Annotated in this window: 10 protein-coding genes and 2 pseudogenes; 1 reads left to right on the top strand and 11 read right to left on the bottom strand. The window is 63.6% G+C overall.

Annotated elements, in window-relative coordinates; translation table 11 throughout:
* Window positions 1-9 precede the first annotated feature (9 nt).
* The 8 genes and pseudogenes from ACVILL_RS36040 to rpsL all read right to left on the bottom strand — a co-directional run bounded on the left by ACVILL_RS36040 (window position 10) and on the right by rpsL (window position 6289).
* Complete coding sequence (locus ACVILL_RS36040) at window positions 10-309, bottom strand: 50S ribosomal protein L23 (RefSeq protein ID WP_016843746.1); 300 nt, start codon at window positions 307-309, stop codon at window positions 10-12.
* Complete coding sequence (gene rplD / locus ACVILL_RS36045) at window positions 306-926, bottom strand: 50S ribosomal protein L4 (protein ID WP_456733381.1); 621 nt, start codon at window positions 924-926, stop codon at window positions 306-308. The genes ACVILL_RS36040 and rplD overlap by 4 nt, the downstream gene beginning before the upstream one ends.
* A gap of 1 nt (window position 927) precedes the next feature.
* On the bottom strand, window positions 928-1647 hold the full coding sequence (gene rplC / locus ACVILL_RS36050; protein WP_456733382.1) for a 50S ribosomal protein L3: 720 nt from the start codon (window positions 1645-1647) through the stop codon (window positions 928-930).
* 54 nt (window positions 1648-1701) lie between these two features.
* A complete protein-coding gene (gene rpsJ, locus ACVILL_RS36055; protein ID WP_002712302.1) occupies window positions 1702-2010 on the bottom strand; it encodes a 30S ribosomal protein S10 in 309 nt (102 codons plus the stop codon).
* Window positions 2011-2096: 86 nt separating this feature from the next.
* A pseudogene (tuf, locus tag ACVILL_RS36060) lies at window positions 2097-3288 on the bottom strand (elongation factor Tu).
* 40 nt (window positions 3289-3328) lie between these two features.
* Complete coding sequence (fusA, locus tag ACVILL_RS36065) at window positions 3329-5401, bottom strand: elongation factor G (protein WP_456733383.1); 2073 nt, start codon at window positions 5399-5401, stop codon at window positions 3329-3331.
* A 30-nt stretch (window positions 5402-5431) separates the two neighbouring features.
* Window positions 5432-5902, bottom strand: a complete 471-nt coding sequence (gene rpsG, locus ACVILL_RS36070) for a 30S ribosomal protein S7 (RefSeq protein ID WP_016843741.1) — start codon at window positions 5900-5902, stop codon at window positions 5432-5434.
* A 15-nt stretch (window positions 5903-5917) separates the two neighbouring features.
* Window positions 5918-6289: a 30S ribosomal protein S12 gene (gene rpsL, locus ACVILL_RS36075; protein ID WP_006611834.1), complete on the bottom strand. Its 372-nt coding sequence runs from the start codon at window positions 6287-6289 to the stop codon at window positions 5918-5920.
* Window positions 6290-6989: 700 nt separating this feature from the next.
* Between rpsL and ACVILL_RS36080 the strand changes: the two genes are divergently transcribed.
* On the top strand, window positions 6990-8201 hold the full coding sequence (locus ACVILL_RS36080) for an FAD-dependent oxidoreductase (protein WP_456733384.1): 1212 nt from the start codon (window positions 6990-6992) through the stop codon (window positions 8199-8201).
* Between the two features lie 45 nt (window positions 8202-8246).
* Here ACVILL_RS36080 and ACVILL_RS36085 read toward each other — a convergent pair whose 3' ends face one another.
* The 3 genes and pseudogenes from ACVILL_RS36085 to rpoC all read right to left on the bottom strand — a co-directional run bounded on the left by ACVILL_RS36085 (window position 8247) and on the right by rpoC (window position 16960).
* Window positions 8247-10295: an ABC transporter ATP-binding protein gene (locus tag ACVILL_RS36085; RefSeq protein WP_456733385.1), complete on the bottom strand. Its 2049-nt coding sequence runs from the start codon at window positions 10293-10295 to the stop codon at window positions 8247-8249.
* Between the two features lie 223 nt (window positions 10296-10518).
* Window positions 10519-12580 (bottom strand): annotated as a pseudogene (locus ACVILL_RS36090) (FAD-dependent oxidoreductase).
* 180 nt (window positions 12581-12760) lie between these two features.
* Entirely contained in the window at window positions 12761-16960 is a 4200-nt protein-coding gene (rpoC, locus tag ACVILL_RS36095; RefSeq protein WP_456733386.1) for a DNA-directed RNA polymerase subunit beta', read from the bottom strand.
* Between the last annotated feature and the right edge of the window lie 39 nt (window positions 16961-16999).

Here is a 16999-nt window from a genome sequence, read left to right on the forward strand (position 1 = left end):
CGTTGCGCCTTATAGTCCGGTAGTCACGTCGATGCGGTGACCCTCTTCCAGGGTCACGATCGCGCGCTTGGTGTCCGACTGCGAACCGAGATTGCCGCGGAACACCTTGGTCTTGCCCTTGCGAACGAGAGTGTTGACGCTCTTCACCTTGACGTCGAACAGCTTCTCGACCGCTTCCTTGATCTGCGGCTTGGTCGCCTTGCCGGCGACCTTGAACAGCACCTTGTTGTGCTCGGAGGCGAGCGTCGCCTTTTCCGTCACGACAGGCGAGATGATGACGTCGTAGTGGCGCGGATCGATGTTCTTCATTTGAAGCGCGCCTCCAGCGCATCAACCGCAGCCTTGGTCAGCACCAGCTTGTGGCGGCGGAGAATGTCGTAGACGTTGATGCCCTGGATCGGCAGCACGTCGATGTTCGGAATGTTGCGGGCCGCGGTCGCGAAACCGGCGTTCAACTCGGCACCGTCGATGATCAGCGCGTTGGTGAGCCCGAGGCCGGAGAAGTGACCGAGCAGCGCCTTGGTCTTGGCTTCCTTGACGGCAGCGGAGTCGATCACGACGAGCCCGCCGTCCTTGGCCTTGGCCGACAGCGCATGCTTCAGCGCGAGCGCACGCACCTTCTTTGGCAGGTCGGTCGCATGGGAGCGAACGACCGGACCGAACGCACGACCACCGCCGCGGAACTGCGGCACGCGGGCCGAGCCGTGACGGGCGCCGCCGGTGCCCTTCTGCTTGTACATCTTCTTGCCAGTGCGCCAGACGTCGGCGCGGCCCTGGGCCTTGTGCGTGCCGGCCTGACGCTTGTTCAGCTGCCACTGCACGCAGCGCTGAATGATGTCGGCGCGCGGCTCGAGACCGAAGATCGCGTCCGAGAGCTCGACGGATCCGGCGTCCTTGCCTTCAAGGGTGGTGACTTTCAGTTCCATCTCACACACCCTCCTTCTCGGCCACAGGCTCGGCAGCCTCGCCGCCGGCAACCTTGAACTTGCCGGGCTTCGGGGCTTCCTTCGGCAGCGGCTTCTTGACGGCGTCGCGCACCGAGATCCAGCCGCCCTTGGAGCCGGGAACGGCGCCTTCGACGAGGATCAGGCCGCGCTCGACGTCAGTCGAAACCACGCGCAGATTGAGCGTGGTGATGCGGTCGACACCCATGTGGCCGGGCATCTTCTTGTTCTTGAAGGTCTTGCCGGGGTCCTGACGACCACCGGTCGAACCGATCGAGCGGTGCGAGATCGAGACACCGTGGGTGGCGCGCAGACCGCCGAAATTCCAGCGCTTCATGCCGCCGGCGAAGCCCTTACCGATCGAGGTGCCGGTCACGTCGACAAACTGGCCGACCACGAAATGGTCCGCCTGGATTTCCGCGCCGACCGGGATCAGCGCGTCCTCGGACACGCGGAACTCGGCGACCTTGCGCTTCGGCTCGACCTTGGCGACCGCGAACTGGCCGCGTTCGGCCTTGGGCATGTACACGGTCTTGCGGGCGCCCGAACCGAGCTGCAGAGCGACATAGCCGTTCTTCTCGGTCGTGCGGTGGCCCAGCACCTGGCAATTGCCCAACTTCAGCACGGTCACAGGGATATGCTCGCCGGTCTCCGTAAAGACCCGCGTCATCCCGACCTTTTGTGCGATCACTCCGGAGCGCATCGGCGTGCTTCCTGTCTTTCTGTCCGCAAGCGGCGGACGTAAAAATCCAAAACCTTAGAGCTTGATCTCGACATCGACACCGGCGGCCAGGTCGAGCTTCATCAACGCATCGACGGTCTGCGGGGTCGGGTCGACAATGTCGAGGAGGCGCTTGTGAGTGCGCATCTCGAATTGCTCGCGGCTCTTCTTGTCAACGTGCGGCGAACGGTTGACGGTGAACTTCTCGATGCGGGTCGGCAGCGGAATCGGTCCGCGAACCTGCGCACCGGTGCGCTTCGCCGTGTTCACGATCTCACGGGTCGACGTATCGAGGATTCGATGGTCGAACGCCTTGAGACGGATGCGAATATTTTGGCCGTTCATTGCCGTATTCTTTCTTTAGTGAGTGGCGAGTAGCGAATAGCGAATGGATCGATCCACCCGCTACTCGCCATTCCCTATTCGCGTAGTTACTCGATGATGGCGGCGACGACGCCGGCACCGACGGTGCGGCCGCCTTCGCGGATCGCGAAGCGCAGCTTCTCTTCCATCGCGATCGGCACGATCAGGTGCACTTCCATCGCGATGTTGTCGCCCGGCATCACCATCTCGGTGCCTTCCGGCAGATGCACGACACCGGTCACGTCGGTGGTGCGGAAGTAGAACTGCGGACGGTAGTTGGTGAAGAACGGGGTGTGACGACCGCCCTCTTCCTTGGTCAGGATGTAGGCCTCAGCCTTGAACTTGGTGTGCGGCTTGACCGAACCGGGCTTGCACAGCACCTGGCCACGCTCGACTTCCTCGCGCTTGGTGCCGCGGAGCAGCGCACCGATGTTGTCGCCGGCCTGGCCCTGATCGAGCAGCTTGCGGAACATTTCGACGCCGGTGACGATGGTCTTCTGGGTGTCGCGGATACCGACGATTTCGATTTCCTCGCCGACCTTGATCACGCCGCGCTCGACACGGCCGGTGACGACGGTGCCGCGGCCCGAGATCGAGAATACGTCTTCGACCGGCATCAGGAACGGCTGGTCGATCGGACGCTCCGGCTGCGGGATGTACTCGTCGACATTGCGCATCAGCTCGAGGATCGCGTCGTGGCCGAGCTTCTTGTCCTTGTCTTCGAGGGCGGCGAGCGCCGAACCCTTGATGATCGGAATGTCATCGCCCGGGAATTCGTACTTCGAGAGCAGTTCGCGGACTTCCATCTCGACGAGCTCGAGCAGCTCCGGATCGTCGACCATGTCGCACTTGTTGAGGAACACGACGAGCGCGGGCACGCCGACCTGGCGGGCGAGCAGGATGTGCTCGCGGGTCTGCGGCATCGGGGCCGTCAGCAGCCGACACGACCAGGATCGCGCCGTCCATCTGGGCGGCGCCGGTGATCATGTTCTTCACGTAGTCGGCGTGGCCGGGGCAGTCGACGTGGGCATAGTGACGGTTGGTCGTCTCGTACTCGACGTGAGCGGTCGAGATCGTGATGCCGCGCGCCTTCTCTTCCGGCGCCTTGTCGATCTGGTCGTAGGCGGTGAACGTCGCGCCGCCGGTTTCTGCAAGCACCTTGGTGATCGCTGCGGTCAGCGAGGTCTTGCCATGGTCGACGTGACCGATGGTGCCGATGTTGCAGTGGGGCTTGTTACGCTCGAATTTTGCTTTGGCCATTTGACTCTCCGTTCAGTCGTTAGCTGCTAACCAACGACAATCAAGCAAACTTTTTCTGGACTTCAGCCGACACGTTCGCCGGAGCTTCGGCGTAGTGATCGAACTGCATGGTGAAGGTCGCGCGACCCTGGCTCATCGAGCGCAGGTTGTTCACGTAACCGAACATGTTCATGAGCGGCACCATCGCATTGATGACGTTGGCGTTGCCGCGCATGTCTTGGCCCTGGATCTGGCCGCGCCGGGAGTTCAGGTCGCCGATGACCGAACCGGTGTAGTCCTCCGGGGTCACCACCTCGACCTTCATGATCGGTTCGAGCAGAACGGACTTGCCCTTCGTCAGCGCTTCGCGGAACGCAGCCCGCGATGCGATTTCGAACGCCAGCGCCGACGAGTCGACGTCGTGGTACTTGCCGTCGACCAGCTGCACCTTGACGTCCACCACCGGAAAGCCGGCGACGACACCGGAACCCATCACGCTGTTGAGACCCTTTTCGACGCCTGGGATGTATTCCTTCGGCACCGCGCCGCCGACGATCTTGGATTCAAACTCGTAGCCCTTGCCGGGCTCATTCGGCTCGACCACGATCGACACTTCGGCGAACTGACCGGTACCGCCGGTCTGCTTCTTGTGCGTGTACTTGACTTCGGCCTTCTTGGTCACGCGCTCGCGGAACGCCACCTGCGGCGCGCCGATGTTGGCGTCGACCTTGTAGGTGCGCTTCAGGATGTCGACCTTGATGTCGAGATGGAGTTCGCCCATGCCCTTGAGGATGGTCTGGCCGGACTCCTGGTCGGTCGACACGCGGAAGGACGGATCCTCCGCGGCGAGCTTGGCCAGCGCGACGCCCAGCTTTTCCTGGTCGGCCTTCGACTTCGGCTCGATCGCGATCTCGATCACCGGCTCCGGGAATTCCATCTTCTCGAGGATGACAGGCTTGTCGGGATCGCACAGCGTGTCACCGGTGCGCGCTTCCTTCAGGCCAGCCAGCGCGACGATGTCGCCGGCATAGGCTTCCTTGATGTCTTCGCGGTTGTTCGCATGCATCAGCAGCATGCGGCCGATCCGCTCTTTCTTTTCGCGGGTCGAGTTCACCACGCCGGTACCCGACTGCAGGATGCCGGAGTAGATGCGGCAGAAGGTGATGGTGCCGACGAAGGGGTCGTCCATGATCTTGAACGCGAGCAGCGCCAGCGGCTCCTTGTCGTCCGCCTTGCGCACGACCTCGTTGCCGTCCTCATCGGTGCCCTTGATCGCGGGCACGTCGATCGGCGACGGCAGATAGTCGACGACGGCGTCGAGCAGCGGCTGCACGCCCTTGTTCTTGAACGCGGAGCCGCACAGCACCGGATAGAACGCGCCGGTCAACACGGCCTTGCGGATCAGGCGCTTCAGGGTCGCCTCGTCCGGCTCCTTGCCGTCGAGGTAGGCGGCCATGGCGTCGTCGTCGAGCTCGACGGCGGCTTCCACCATCTTCTCGCGATATTCCTTGGCCTGCTCGACCAGATCTTCCGGGATGTCGACATAGTCGAACTTCGCGCCGAGCGATTCATCGTTCCAGATGACGCCCTTCATCTTCACGAGGTCGACGAGACCCTTGAAGTTGTTCTCGGCGCCGATCGGAAGCTGGATCGCGATCGGCTTGGCGCCGAGGCGGTCGACGATGTCGGCCAGGCACTTGAAGAAGTCGGCGCCGGTCTTGTCCATCTTGTTGGCGAAGACGATGCGCGGAACCTTGTACTTGTCGCCCTGGCGCCAGACGGTCTCGGTCTGCGGCTCGACCCCCTGGTTGGAGTCGAGCACGCAAACGGCGCCGTCGAGCACGCGCAGCGAACGCTCGACTTCAATGGTGAAGTCGACGTGGCCGGGGGTGTCGATGATGTTCAGGCGCTTGCCGTTCCAGAACGCGGTGGTCGCAGCCGAGGTGATCGTGATGCCACGCTCCTGCTCCTGCTCCATCCAGTCCATCGTCGCGGCACCTTCGTGCACTTCGCCGATCTTGTGGCTCTTGCCGGTGTAATACAGGATGCGCTCGGTGGTCGTGGTCTTGCCGGCGTCGATATGCGCCATGATACCGAAGTTGCGGTAGTCCTCGATGGCATGTTGGCGGGGCATCAGACTGTTCCTTAAATTCCGTTGTTCGCCTTACCAGCGATAGTGCGAGAACGCGCGGTTGGCTTCCGCCATCCGGTGCACGTCTTCACGCTTCTTGACGGCGTTGCCGCGGTTGTTCGAGGCATCGAGCAGCTCCGCCGAGAGGCGCTCCGTCATGGTCTTCTCGTTGCGCTCACGGGCGGCCGAGATCAGCCAGCGGATGCCGAGCGCCTGACGGCGCACCGAACGCACTTCCACCGGAACCTGGTAGGTCGCGCCGCCGACGCGGCGGGAACGAACTTCGATGGTCGGCATCACGTTCTCGAGCGCCTGCTCGAACACGCCGAGCGGGTTCTGCTTGGTCTTGGCCTCGATCATGCCGAGCGCACCGTAGACGATGTTTTCGGCAACCGACTTCTTCCCGGCGTACATCACCGAGTTCATGAACTTCGTAATGATGATGTTCCCGAACTTCGGGTCCGGAAGAACTTCACGCTTCTCGGCAGAATGGCGACGCGACATCTGATCGTTTCCCGCTTACTTCGGACGCTTCGCGCCGTACTTCGAACGACGCTGCTTACGGTTCTTGACGCCCTGGGTATCCAGCACGCCGCGGAGGATGTGGTAGCGCACGCCGGGCAAGTCCTTGACGCGACCGCCGCGGATCATGACCACCGAGTGCTCCTGAAGGTTATGGCCCTCACCCGGGATGTAGCCGATCACCTCGAAGCCGTTGGTCAGGCGCACCTTGGCGACCTTACGAAGCGCCGAGTTCGGCTTCTTCGGGGTCGTGGTGTAGACGCGCGTGCACACGCCGCGCTTCTGCGGCGACTGCTGCAGCGCCGGCACCTTCTTACGCGACTTCTGTACTTCACGCGGATTCGCGATCAGCTGGTTGATCGTCGGCATGCAGCCTTCACCCTTTAGTTCGCGCGGAACCTTGAATGGCTCCGCCAATTCTTCGCGGGAACAGCCGTCCCGTACGGCCCGCTCGACACGGGAGAAATACCCGCGCAAAGCGAAATCGCGCCAACCACTCATCGCTGAGCGGAAAGCGCTTCGACGCCACAGAGGACCGCGATCCCGAGCCGATCAGCGTTCGCTGTTCGGTCCGCCACCGAGGTCATGCATCCGAATTCACTCTCAAGAGGACGTGCTCAAGAGAACTAGTATCGTCCTGGCATTGCCTAGCTATCATCGACAGCGTTTGAGCGGCATTCGTCGAGGTTGGTGCCCGTCCGGCTCCTGAAAAAGGACCTTCGGGTGTTCCGTTCCGACGCTGGCGTAGCTCACCGCCTGTCGTTAAGTGGGCGCCTTGTATAATCGAGAGATAGTGAAGTCAAGCAAAACGACAAGCCAAGAAACGCCTCTGGCAGTTGCGTAATTCGCATTTCGCCAACGCCCATCACGCGGCGAAATATGACAGCCGCCGGACCTCCCCTCGCCCATACCCGAATCTCCGGCGCGGCGGTGAGATCATTTTGTACCCGGGTAAAATAAGAATAGAAACAACTCTCCCCAACTTAGTCCTGAAGGCAAACTTCGAAACTAAGCCTTTATTTGCCATTCGCAGCGCAAAAATCGGGGTCTACGGCCACGGAAATCCTTCATGCGGTACACCGATATAGCGATCATCGGCGGAGGTCTTGCGGGTTCGACCGCGGCCGCCATGCTCGGTCGTGCCGGGATACCGAGCGTCCTGATCGATCCCCACCGGGTCTATCCGTTCGATTTCCGCGTCGAAAAGATCGGCGGCGACCTCCAGCTCGAGCGATTCGCCCGGACCGGTCTTGCCGAATCCGTGCTCCGTTCGGCGACGCTGGACGGCGAGAACTGGATCGCGCGATTCGGCCATCTGCTCGACCGGCAGCCCAGCCGGCAGTACGGCATCATGTACGACGCCCTGATCACCGCGATTCGAAACGAAATCGTGGGACCGGCGGAGTTCATCTGCGACAAGGTGGTCAATGTCGCGACCAGCTCCGAGCGGCAGCGGCTCGTGCTCTCCGGCGGCGAGGAGATCTCGGCGCGCCTCATCGTGCTCGCCAACGGCCTGAATGTCGGGCTGCGCCGGATGCTCGGCATCGAGCGGCTGGTCACCAGCGTCTGCCACTCGATCTCGATCGGCTTCGATTTCGTCCCCGTCGGCCGCCCCGCCTTCCCGTTTGCGGCCATGACCTATTTCTCGGAGCGGCCGAGCGACCGCATCCCCTACATCACGCTGTTTCCGGTCGAGAATCGGATGCGCGCCAACCTCTTCACCTACCGCCAGGCCGACGATCCCTGGCTGCGGACGATGCGCCGCAATCCGGTCGAGACGCTGAATGCCGCGCTGCCGCGGCTGCGCCGGCTGACCGGCGAATTCGACGTCGCCGGCGACATCAAGATCAGGCCCGCCGACGTCTATGTCAGCACCGGCTATCGGCAGGCCGGCGTCGTGCTGGTCGGTGATGCCTTCGCGAGCACCTGCCCGGTCACCGGCACCGGGACCGACAAGGTGTTCACCGACGTGGCCCAGCTCTGCAATGTCCACATCCCGGCCTGGCTTGCGACCGACGGCATGGGCGAAGAGAAGATCGCCGCGTTTTACGACGATCCGGTCAAGACCGAATGCGACGCCTGGTCGAACGCCAAGGCCTTCAACTTCCGCATGGTCTCGATCGGCAGCGGGCCCTATTGGCAAGCCCAGCGCTGGGCGCGCTTCCTCGGCTATCTCGGCCGGGGCTGGCTGCGCCGGCCACACCGCTCGCCGGCGACGCCGTCAACGACGCGGCCGGCCGGTCACTTCCGGCAGCGTCCGCAGGCGGCCGACAGGGCGTAAGGCGAGATCAGGCGAGGCTTGCGCGCGGCTATCGCCCGCGGCGCCTCACGCCTCCTCATCCTCGTCTTCGTCCTCATCCTCATCGCCTTCATCGTCGTCCGCGTCGTCGTCATCCTCGGCGTCGGCGTCGTGATGCAGGTGTCCCTGGTCGTCCCACAGCTTGCGGTAGACGCCATTCTTGGCCAGCAGCTCATCGTGCGAGCCGCGTTCGATCGCCCTGCCGCCGGAGATCACGATGATCTCGTCCATCTCGACCACCGAGGTCAGACGGTGCGTCGACCAGATCATGGTGCGGCCCGCGGCGACCTTGAGCAGCGTGCGATTGATCGCCGCCTCCGTGGTCTGGTCGAGCGCCGAGGTCGCCTCGTCGAGCAGCAGCACCGACGGGTTACGGATGATCGCGCGCGCGATCGCGATGCGCTGGCGCTGGCCGCCGGACAAGGTATCGCCGCGCTCGCCGACCGGCGTGTCGTATCGCTGCGGCAGGCTCATGATGTAGCGATGGATCTCGGCCTTCCTCGCGGCATCCTCGACCTCGGCATCGGTCGCGCCTTCCTTGCCGAGCCGGATGTTCTCGCGGATCGACATGTTGAACAGCATGTTCTCCTGGAACACGACCGCCATGTTCGCCCGCAGCGACTCGCGCGTCACCCGGCGGATGTCGACGCCGTCGATGGCGACCCGGCCCTCGTCCGGCACGTAGAGCCGCAGGATCAGGTTGATCAGCGTGCTCTTGCCGGAGCCGCTGGGGCCGACGATCGCAATGCTCTTGCCGGCATTGAGCTTGAGGCTGAGATTGTCGAGCACCGGCGTCTGCGCCCCGTCATACTGGAAGGTGACGCGCTCGAAGGCGATGTCGTTGGTGATGCGCGGCAGATCCGGCGCGCCGGGACGGTCGGCGCCGCGGGTCGGCTCGTCGAGCAGCTCCTGGATGTGCCGCACCGCCGCCGCCGACTGGATCGATACCGGAATGAAGTGCATCAGGTGGGCGATGTTGTACGACACCTCCCAGAATGCGCTCTCGAAGGTCACGAAGGTGCCGACCGTGATCTGCCCCTTGGTGGCGAGATAGGCGCCGATCGCCAGCACGACGAGGTGGAGCAGCAGCACCGCGATGGTGACGGTGCGCTCCACCATGGTCGACAGGAACATGGCCGATGCGGCCTTGGTCCGGACGTCGCGGTTGCGCAGCGTGAACCAGCCGAGCGCCCGGCGCTGCAGGTTGAACGCCTTCACCACTGCCTGCGCAGCGACATTCTCCTGCACGGTTCCGAGCAGCGCGGCCTCGTTCTGCTTCTGCTGGTAGTTGGCCTCCACCGCCTTCGGCGTCAGGATACGCGGCCCGATCAGCGTGATCGGAAACACCAGCAAGGCGACCACGGCGAGCTGCCAGTTCAGGAACAGCATCAGGATGATGCCGGCGATCAACTCGAGGCCCGGCAACGCTGCGCTGTTGGCGAAGGTCTTGACCGAGCCCTCGAAGGCCGAGAGATCGATCGAGAAGCGCGACAGGATCTCGCCGCGCTTGGTGCGCGCGAAATAGGCCGACGGCAGGTTCTGGACGTGCTCGAAGATGCGCGTCCGGACGTCGGCGATGATGCCGGCGCCAAGCCGCGCATCCCAGCGCTCGTACCAGACCGCGATGATCGAGGTGACGATGCCGGCGACCGCGAGCACGCCGAGGATCTTGTAGAGCGCCCCGAAGTCCTCCTCGCCGAGCGCGTCGTCGATCAGGAATTTCAGGCTGAGCGGCATGATGACGTTGAACAACGTCTCGACCAGCACACCGAAGGCGACACAGGCCAATGGCCGCTTGTAGTTCGCCAGGATCGGCTTGACGAAGCCGAAGATCGTGGACAGCGCGCCGGCGGCTTCCTTGGCGGTGAAGACGACGAGGTCCTCGTCATCATCGTCGTCGAGCTCGAACTCGTCGTCCTCTTCGTCGTCGTCGTCGTCAGCAGGAACCGCGGCTGGCTTCGCCGCAGGCGGGCCGGCAACAGGCGCGGACTTCTTCTTCAGCTCGAGTTCGTCGGCCGCCGCTCTCGTCGGATCGTCTGATGCAGGAGGTCTTGATGCAGGAGGTCTTGGCGCCATGAAACCAACCGATGCTCCACGGCCGGCATGACCGCAAATCGAAACCGCAGCCGATAGCACTGCGGCGGCGATCCTATGCGATCAGGATCAATTCGGCAAAGCGTTTGGAACGGGCGGCGCGGCGCCACACGATCCGGTTGACTAGGGATCACGGCGTCGCGGCCGCTTGACGTTTGGTTGACGCAAGGCGGATCGCCTTGCGCAAAGTGCCTGATCGTTGCCGCTAGTCGTCGAGGTCGGCGTCGACCTTGTCGAAGAAGGAATAACGCAGGCTGTCGGAGTCGGCGTACCACTGTCCCGGCCCCTTGTTGGCGGCCAGCGTCAGCGTCCACAGCGCATCGGTGCAGTCGCGGCGGTGCATCGACAGGTCGAAGCCGTTGCCGAAGAACAGTTCCGACCACTCCCACCAGGTGCCGAGCTTCTTCACCCCGCGCAGCAGGTCGTAGCGATCGATCACCGCCGGCGCCATGTCCGAGGTGACCGACGCGAACACGACGCCGGTCTTGACCACGCGGTTGAGCTCGCGCACGCCGCGCACCACCTGCTTCTCGCCGAGATGGCACAGCGAGGTCTCGAACACGAAGTCGAACTCCTCGTCCTTGAACGGCATGTCGGCGATCGAGCCGAGCTTGTTGTACTTCCTGAGCGCCTTCGGCGTCTTGCCGTGGATGTAGCGGTTGTTCTCGATGCCCCAGGCATCGATGCCCCGGTCGCGCAGCGCGCCGACCAATTCGCCGCTGGCCGAGCCGGCGATCAGCAGCTTGTAGCCCTTCGCCCTGCCCCAGACCGTCTTGATCAGGTCGGTCAGGTAGGCCGGGTCGGTGAAGTCGCGCCAGACCTCGCTGTAGGGGCCGGCGCCGCGGTAATTCTCGAAATAGCTGCGGTCGATCTTGTCCGACAGCGCGCCCTCGTCCTGGGCGCGGGCACGGCGCAGCCGCATCATCTCGGTGACGATGATGTCGGTCGCGGCATCGGAGGAATCGAGCAGTCCGTTCAGCGTCGAATCGAACAGATAGTCGCCGACCACCACGATGCCGGGGTGCTGCTTCGGCTCGGGGCGGTGATTGGTCATGACGTCGCGCACCGGCAGGCCGCCCGGCAGCGCGTTGACGGACGACAGCCAGCGATGGATCTTGCCTTCAAGGAAGTGCTCGCGGAGCATCGCCGAGCGAGGCCGGCAGCGACTTCAGCGCGGCGTCGAACAATTCCTGGTCGCTGAGATTGGCGAAGGCGAGCGCATCCGAGCCCGCGATCAGCCAGTTCAGCACGCCATGCTTGCCGACATCGTGGCGCGCGCCCTCGTTGTAGACGCAGCAGCCGCCGAACGCTTCCGACATGAACCAGGCGCCCGGGATCTTCTCGCCCCAGAACGGCTCGTCGAACAGGATCGAGACGCGCAGATAGTGCGCCGGCCGGTCGAAATAGGCGACGTGCTTGACCATCGACTTGCGCAGCGTCTCGCCGTCCCAGCGCATGGTCGCGAGCCAGGAGTGCGGCAGGCAGACCAGGACGAGGTCGAAGTCGCGCGTCTCCGGTCCCTTGCCGTTCATCATGTTGAGCTGATAGCGGCCGCTCTCGGTCTTGCCGACCTTGAGGACGCGATGGTTGAGCTGGATGTCGGCGTTGACCTCCGAGCGCAGACAGTCGATCAGCTGCTCGTTGCCGTTCTGGATCGAATACAGGCCGATATAGCCGTCGACGTCCATCACGTAGTTCTTCAGCGCGTTGAGGCCGTTGGTGTTGTGGCTCTCGGTCGCGATGTCGGAGCGCGCCATCACCTTGAAGAAACGCTTGGCGGTCTCGTCCTCGACCTCCTCGTCAAGGACCTGCTCGGCGGTCTTGTAGGCCCAGGGGTGTTCGTTGTCGTGGGCGCCGACGCCCTCGTAATACTCGATCGGCGACACCAGGTCGCTGCAGCGCTTGCGGAACGCCTCGATCGCGGCCGCGGTCTTCGCGCCGTATTTGCGGCGCATGCCCGGGACGTCGGCAAGCAGCTCGCCGTCGAGCTGCACCTGTTCGGCGTCCATCGGGATCGTCTGCAGGCCGAAATGCTGGATCAGCTCACGCAACGGGTCGGGTCCCGTCATCGAGTAATCGTAGATCTCGGCCACGCCCGCCTCGTACATCGCGGGCGCGGTGTCGAATTTGCGCGTGACGATCTTGCCGCCGAGGCGGTTCGAGGCCTCGAAGATGGTGATGCGGCAGAGGTCGCCGAGTTTGCGCTTCAAATACCAGGCGCTCATCAGCCCCCCGGGGCCGCCGCCTACAATAGCCAAGTCGAGCATATGGATTCCGTCGTCTCCGGCGCGAGCCAAACAGCCGGTCTAAGCCGCCCTAGCAAAAGCACTTTTTTGCCTGAAGGGAAGATGAACAAACTGCGTCCCTGCACCGCAGCAGGGAAAGAATGCAGCAAAAAGGCCGGCAAAACGCCGGCCTTCTCGCCATTACCGTAGTCTTGCGGAGGCCTATTCCGCGGGCGGCAGCGCCAGCGGCTCCGCTTCCGGAGCCGTCGGCACGATCGCCGCCTGCTTCTCGCGCTCGTCGAGGATCAGCTTGTCGCGCTTGACCGCGACCTCGCGGATCCGCGCCATCGAGGCGCCGGTGCCGGCCGGGATCAGGCGGCCGACGATGACGTTCTCCTTGAGGCCTTCGAGCGGGTCCACCTTGCCGTTGACGGCAGCTTCGGTGAGCACGCGCGTGGTCTCCTGGAACGACGCCGCCGAGAAGAAGGAGCGGGTCTGCAGGCTCGCCTTGGTGATGCCGAGCAGAACCGGCGTCCCCGTGGCGGGCTTCTTGCCCTCCTCCTTGGCCTTGGTGTTGAGCGCGTCGAACTCGATCTTGTCGACCTGCTCGCCCGAGATCATGTCGGTGTCGCCCTGGTCGGTGACCTCGACCTTCTGCAGCATCTGACGGACAATCACCTCGATGTGCTTGTCGTTGATGAGCACGCCCTGCAACCGGTAGACCTCCTGGATTTCGTTGACCAGATAGGCAGCGAGTTCCTCGATGCCCTTGATCGCCAGGATGTCGTGCGGCGCCGGATTGCCTTCGACGATGAAATCGCCCTTTTCGACGATGTCGCCGTCCTGAAGGTGGATGTGCTTGCCCTTCGGGATCAGGTACTCGCGCGGCTCCTCGGTCTTGTCCATCGGCTCGATCGAGATGCGGCGCTTGTTCTTGTAGTCGCGGCCGAAGCGGATCGTGCCCGCGGTCTCCGCGATGATCGCCGCGTCCTTCGGCTTGCGAGCCTCGAACAGTTCCGCCACCCGCGGCAGACCGCCGGTGATGTCACGCGTCTTGGCGCTCTCGGTCGAGATACGCGCCAGGATGTCGCCGGGCATCACCTTCGCGCCGACGTCGACCGACAGAATGCCGTCGACCGAAAGCATGTAGCGGGCATCGCCGCCACGCGCGAGCTTCAGCACCTTGCCGTCCTTGCCCTTGACCACGATGGCCGGGCGCAGGTCCGAACCGCCGCGCGTCGTGCGCCAGTCGATGACCACGCGCTTGGCGATACCGGTCGATTCGTCGAGCGTTTCCGAGATCGACTGGCCTTCGACCAGATCCTCGAACCCGATCGTGCCCTCGACTTCGGTGAGAACCGGGCGGGTATAAGGGTCCCACTCGGCGATGCGCTGGCCGCGCTTGACCATGTCGCCTTCGTCGACATGCATCTTCGAACCGTACTGAATACGGTGGGTTGCACGCTCGGTGCCGTCGGCATCGACGATCGCAACGACCATGTTGCGCACCATCGCGACCAGGCTGCCTTCGCTGTTGCGGGCGATGGCCTTGTTCTTGATCACGATCTTGCCGTCGAAGTTCGATTCGACGAACGACTGCTCGTTGAGCTGGGCGGCGCCGCCGATGTGGAACGTGCGCATCGTCAGCTGCGTGCCGGGCTCACCGATCGACTGCGCCGCGATGACGCCGACGGCCTCACCGTGGTTGACCGGAGTGCCGCGGGCCAGGTCGCGGCCGTAGCACTTGGCGCAGATGCCGTTGATCAGCTCGCAGGTCAGTGCCGAGCGGATCTTCACTTCCTGGATGCCGGCCTGCTGGATCGCGTCGACGTGGCTCTCCTCCATCAACGTGTCACGCTTGATGATGACCTCGTTGGTGGCGGGATCGCGCACGTCATCGCAGGCCACGCGGCCCAGGATGCGCGAGCCGAGCGAGGCCACCACGGTGCCGGCATCGACGATGGCGCGCATCTTGATGCCGAGCGTGGTGCCGCAATCGGTCTGCGTGATGATGCAGTCCTGCGCGACGTCGACCAGACGGCGGGTCAGGTAGCCCGAGTTCGCGGTCTTCAACGCGGTGTCCGCGAGGCCCTTGCGGGCGCCGTGGGTCGAGTTGAAGTACTCGAGCACCGACAGACCTTCCTTGAAGTTGGAAATGATCGGCGTCTCGATGATCTCGCCCGACGGCTTGGCCATCAGGCCGCGCATGCCGGCGAGCTGGCGCATCTGCGCCGGCGAACCACGCGCACCGGAGTGCGCCATCATGTAGATCGAGTTGATGTCGGCATCCGCGCCCGCCGCCGTCTTCTTGGTCGACGAGATCTCCTTCATCATCGCCTTGGCGACTTCTTCACCGGCCTTCGACCAGGCGTCGACGACCTTGTTGTACTTCTCGCCGTGGGTGATCAGGCCGTCATTGTACTGCTGCTCGAAATCCTTCGCCAGCGTACGGGTCTGGTCCACGATCTTCCACTTCGACGCCGGCACGACCATGTCGTCCTTGCCGAACGAGATGCCCGCCTTGAAGGCGTTGTAGAAGCCGAGCGCCATGATGCGGTCGCAGAAGATCACCGTCTCCTTCTGACCGCAGTGCCGGTAGACCTGGTCGATCACGCCTGAGATCTCGCGCTTGGTCATCAGCTTGTTGATGATCTCGTAGGAGATCTTCGGGTTCTTCGGCAGCAAATTGCCGAGCATGACGCGGCCGGCGGTGGTCTCGATCCAGCGCTTGGACTGCTTGCCTTCCTCGTCCATGCCTTCCCACCGGTACTTGATCTTGGTGTGGAGGTGGATGACCTTCGAATGCAGGGCGTGCTCGAGCTCGGCCATGTCGCCGAAGATCTTGCCCTCGCCGGGCAGGCCTTCGCGCATGATCGAGACGTAGTAGAGGCCGAGCACGATGTCCTGCGACGGCACGATGATCGGCTGGCCGTTCGCCGGATGCAGGATGTTGTTGGTCGACATCATCAGGACGCGCGCTTCCAACTGCGCTTCGAGCGACAGCGGAACGTGCACGGCCATCTGGTCGCCGTCGAAGTCGGCGTTGAAGGCGGCGCAGACCAGCGGATGCAGCTGGATCGCCTTGCCCTCGATCAGCACCGGCTCGAACGCCTGGATGCCCAGCCTGTGCAGCGTCGGCGCGCGGTTGAGCAGCACCGGATGCTCGCGGATCACCTCATCGAGGATATCCCAGACCTCCGGACGCTCCTTCTCGACCAGCTTCTTGGCCTGCTTCACCGTGGTGGACAGGCCCTTGGCGTCGAGCCGCGAGTAGATGAACGGCTTGAACAGCTCGAGCGCCATCTTCTTCGGCAGGCCGCACTGATGCAGGCGCAGCTCGGGACCGACCACGATTACCGAACGGCCCGAATAGTCGACGCGCTTGCCGAGCAGGTTCTGGCGGAACCGGCCCTGCTTGCCCTTCAGCATGTCGGCGAGCGACTTCAAGGGCCGCTTGTTGGCGCCGGTGATGACGCGGCCGCGGCGGCCGTTGTCGAACAGCGCGTCGACGGCCTCCTGCAGCATGCGCTTTTCGTTGCGGATGATGATGTCAGGCGCACGCAGCTCCATCAGCCGCTTCAGGCGGTTGTTGCGGTTGATGACGCGGCGATAGAGGTCGTTGAGGTCCGAGGTCGCGAACCGGCCGCCGTCGAGCGGCACCAGCGGACGCAGGTCCGGCGGAATCACCGGCACGACCGTCATGATCATCCATTCCGGCTTGTTGCCGGAGACGCGGAAGGCCTCGACGATCTTCAGACGCTTGGCGAGCTTCTTGTGCTTGATGTCGGAGTCGGTCTCCGCCATGTCGGCACGCAGCGTCGCCTCGAGCTTCTCGAGCTCGAGACCCTTGAGCAGCTCGCGGATCGCCTCGGCGCCGATCATGGCGGTAAAGGAATCCTGGCCGTACTCGTCCTGCGCCTTCAGATACTCGTCTTCCGACAGCAGCTGTCGGTCCTTCAGCGCGGTGAGACCCGGCTCGAGCACGACGTAGTATTCAAAGTACAGGATCCGCTCGAGATCCTTCAGCGTCATGTCGAGCAGAAGTCCGATGCGCGACGGCAGCGACTTCAGGAACCAGATGTGGGCGACCGGCGCCGCCAGCTCGATATGGCCCATGCGCTCGCGCCGGACGCGCGACAGCGTCACCTCGACCGAGCACTTTTCGCAGATGATGCCCTTGTACTTCATCCGCTTGTACTTGCCGCACAAGCACTCGTAGTCCTTGATCGGCCCGAAGATGCGCGCGCAGAACAGGCCGTCACGCTCCGGCTTGAAGGTGCGGTAGTTGATGGTCTCCGGCTTCTTGATCTCGCCGTACGACCAGGACAGAATCTTCTCCGGAGACGCGATCGAAATCCGGATCTGGTCGAAGACCTGGGCCGGGGTCGTCGGATTGAAAAGATTCATAATCTCTTGATTCATGGTCTTCTCCTCGCGTGCCGATCGTCACCGGCAGCAAAT

The organism is Bradyrhizobium sp. USDA 3364 (assembly GCF_054056355.1).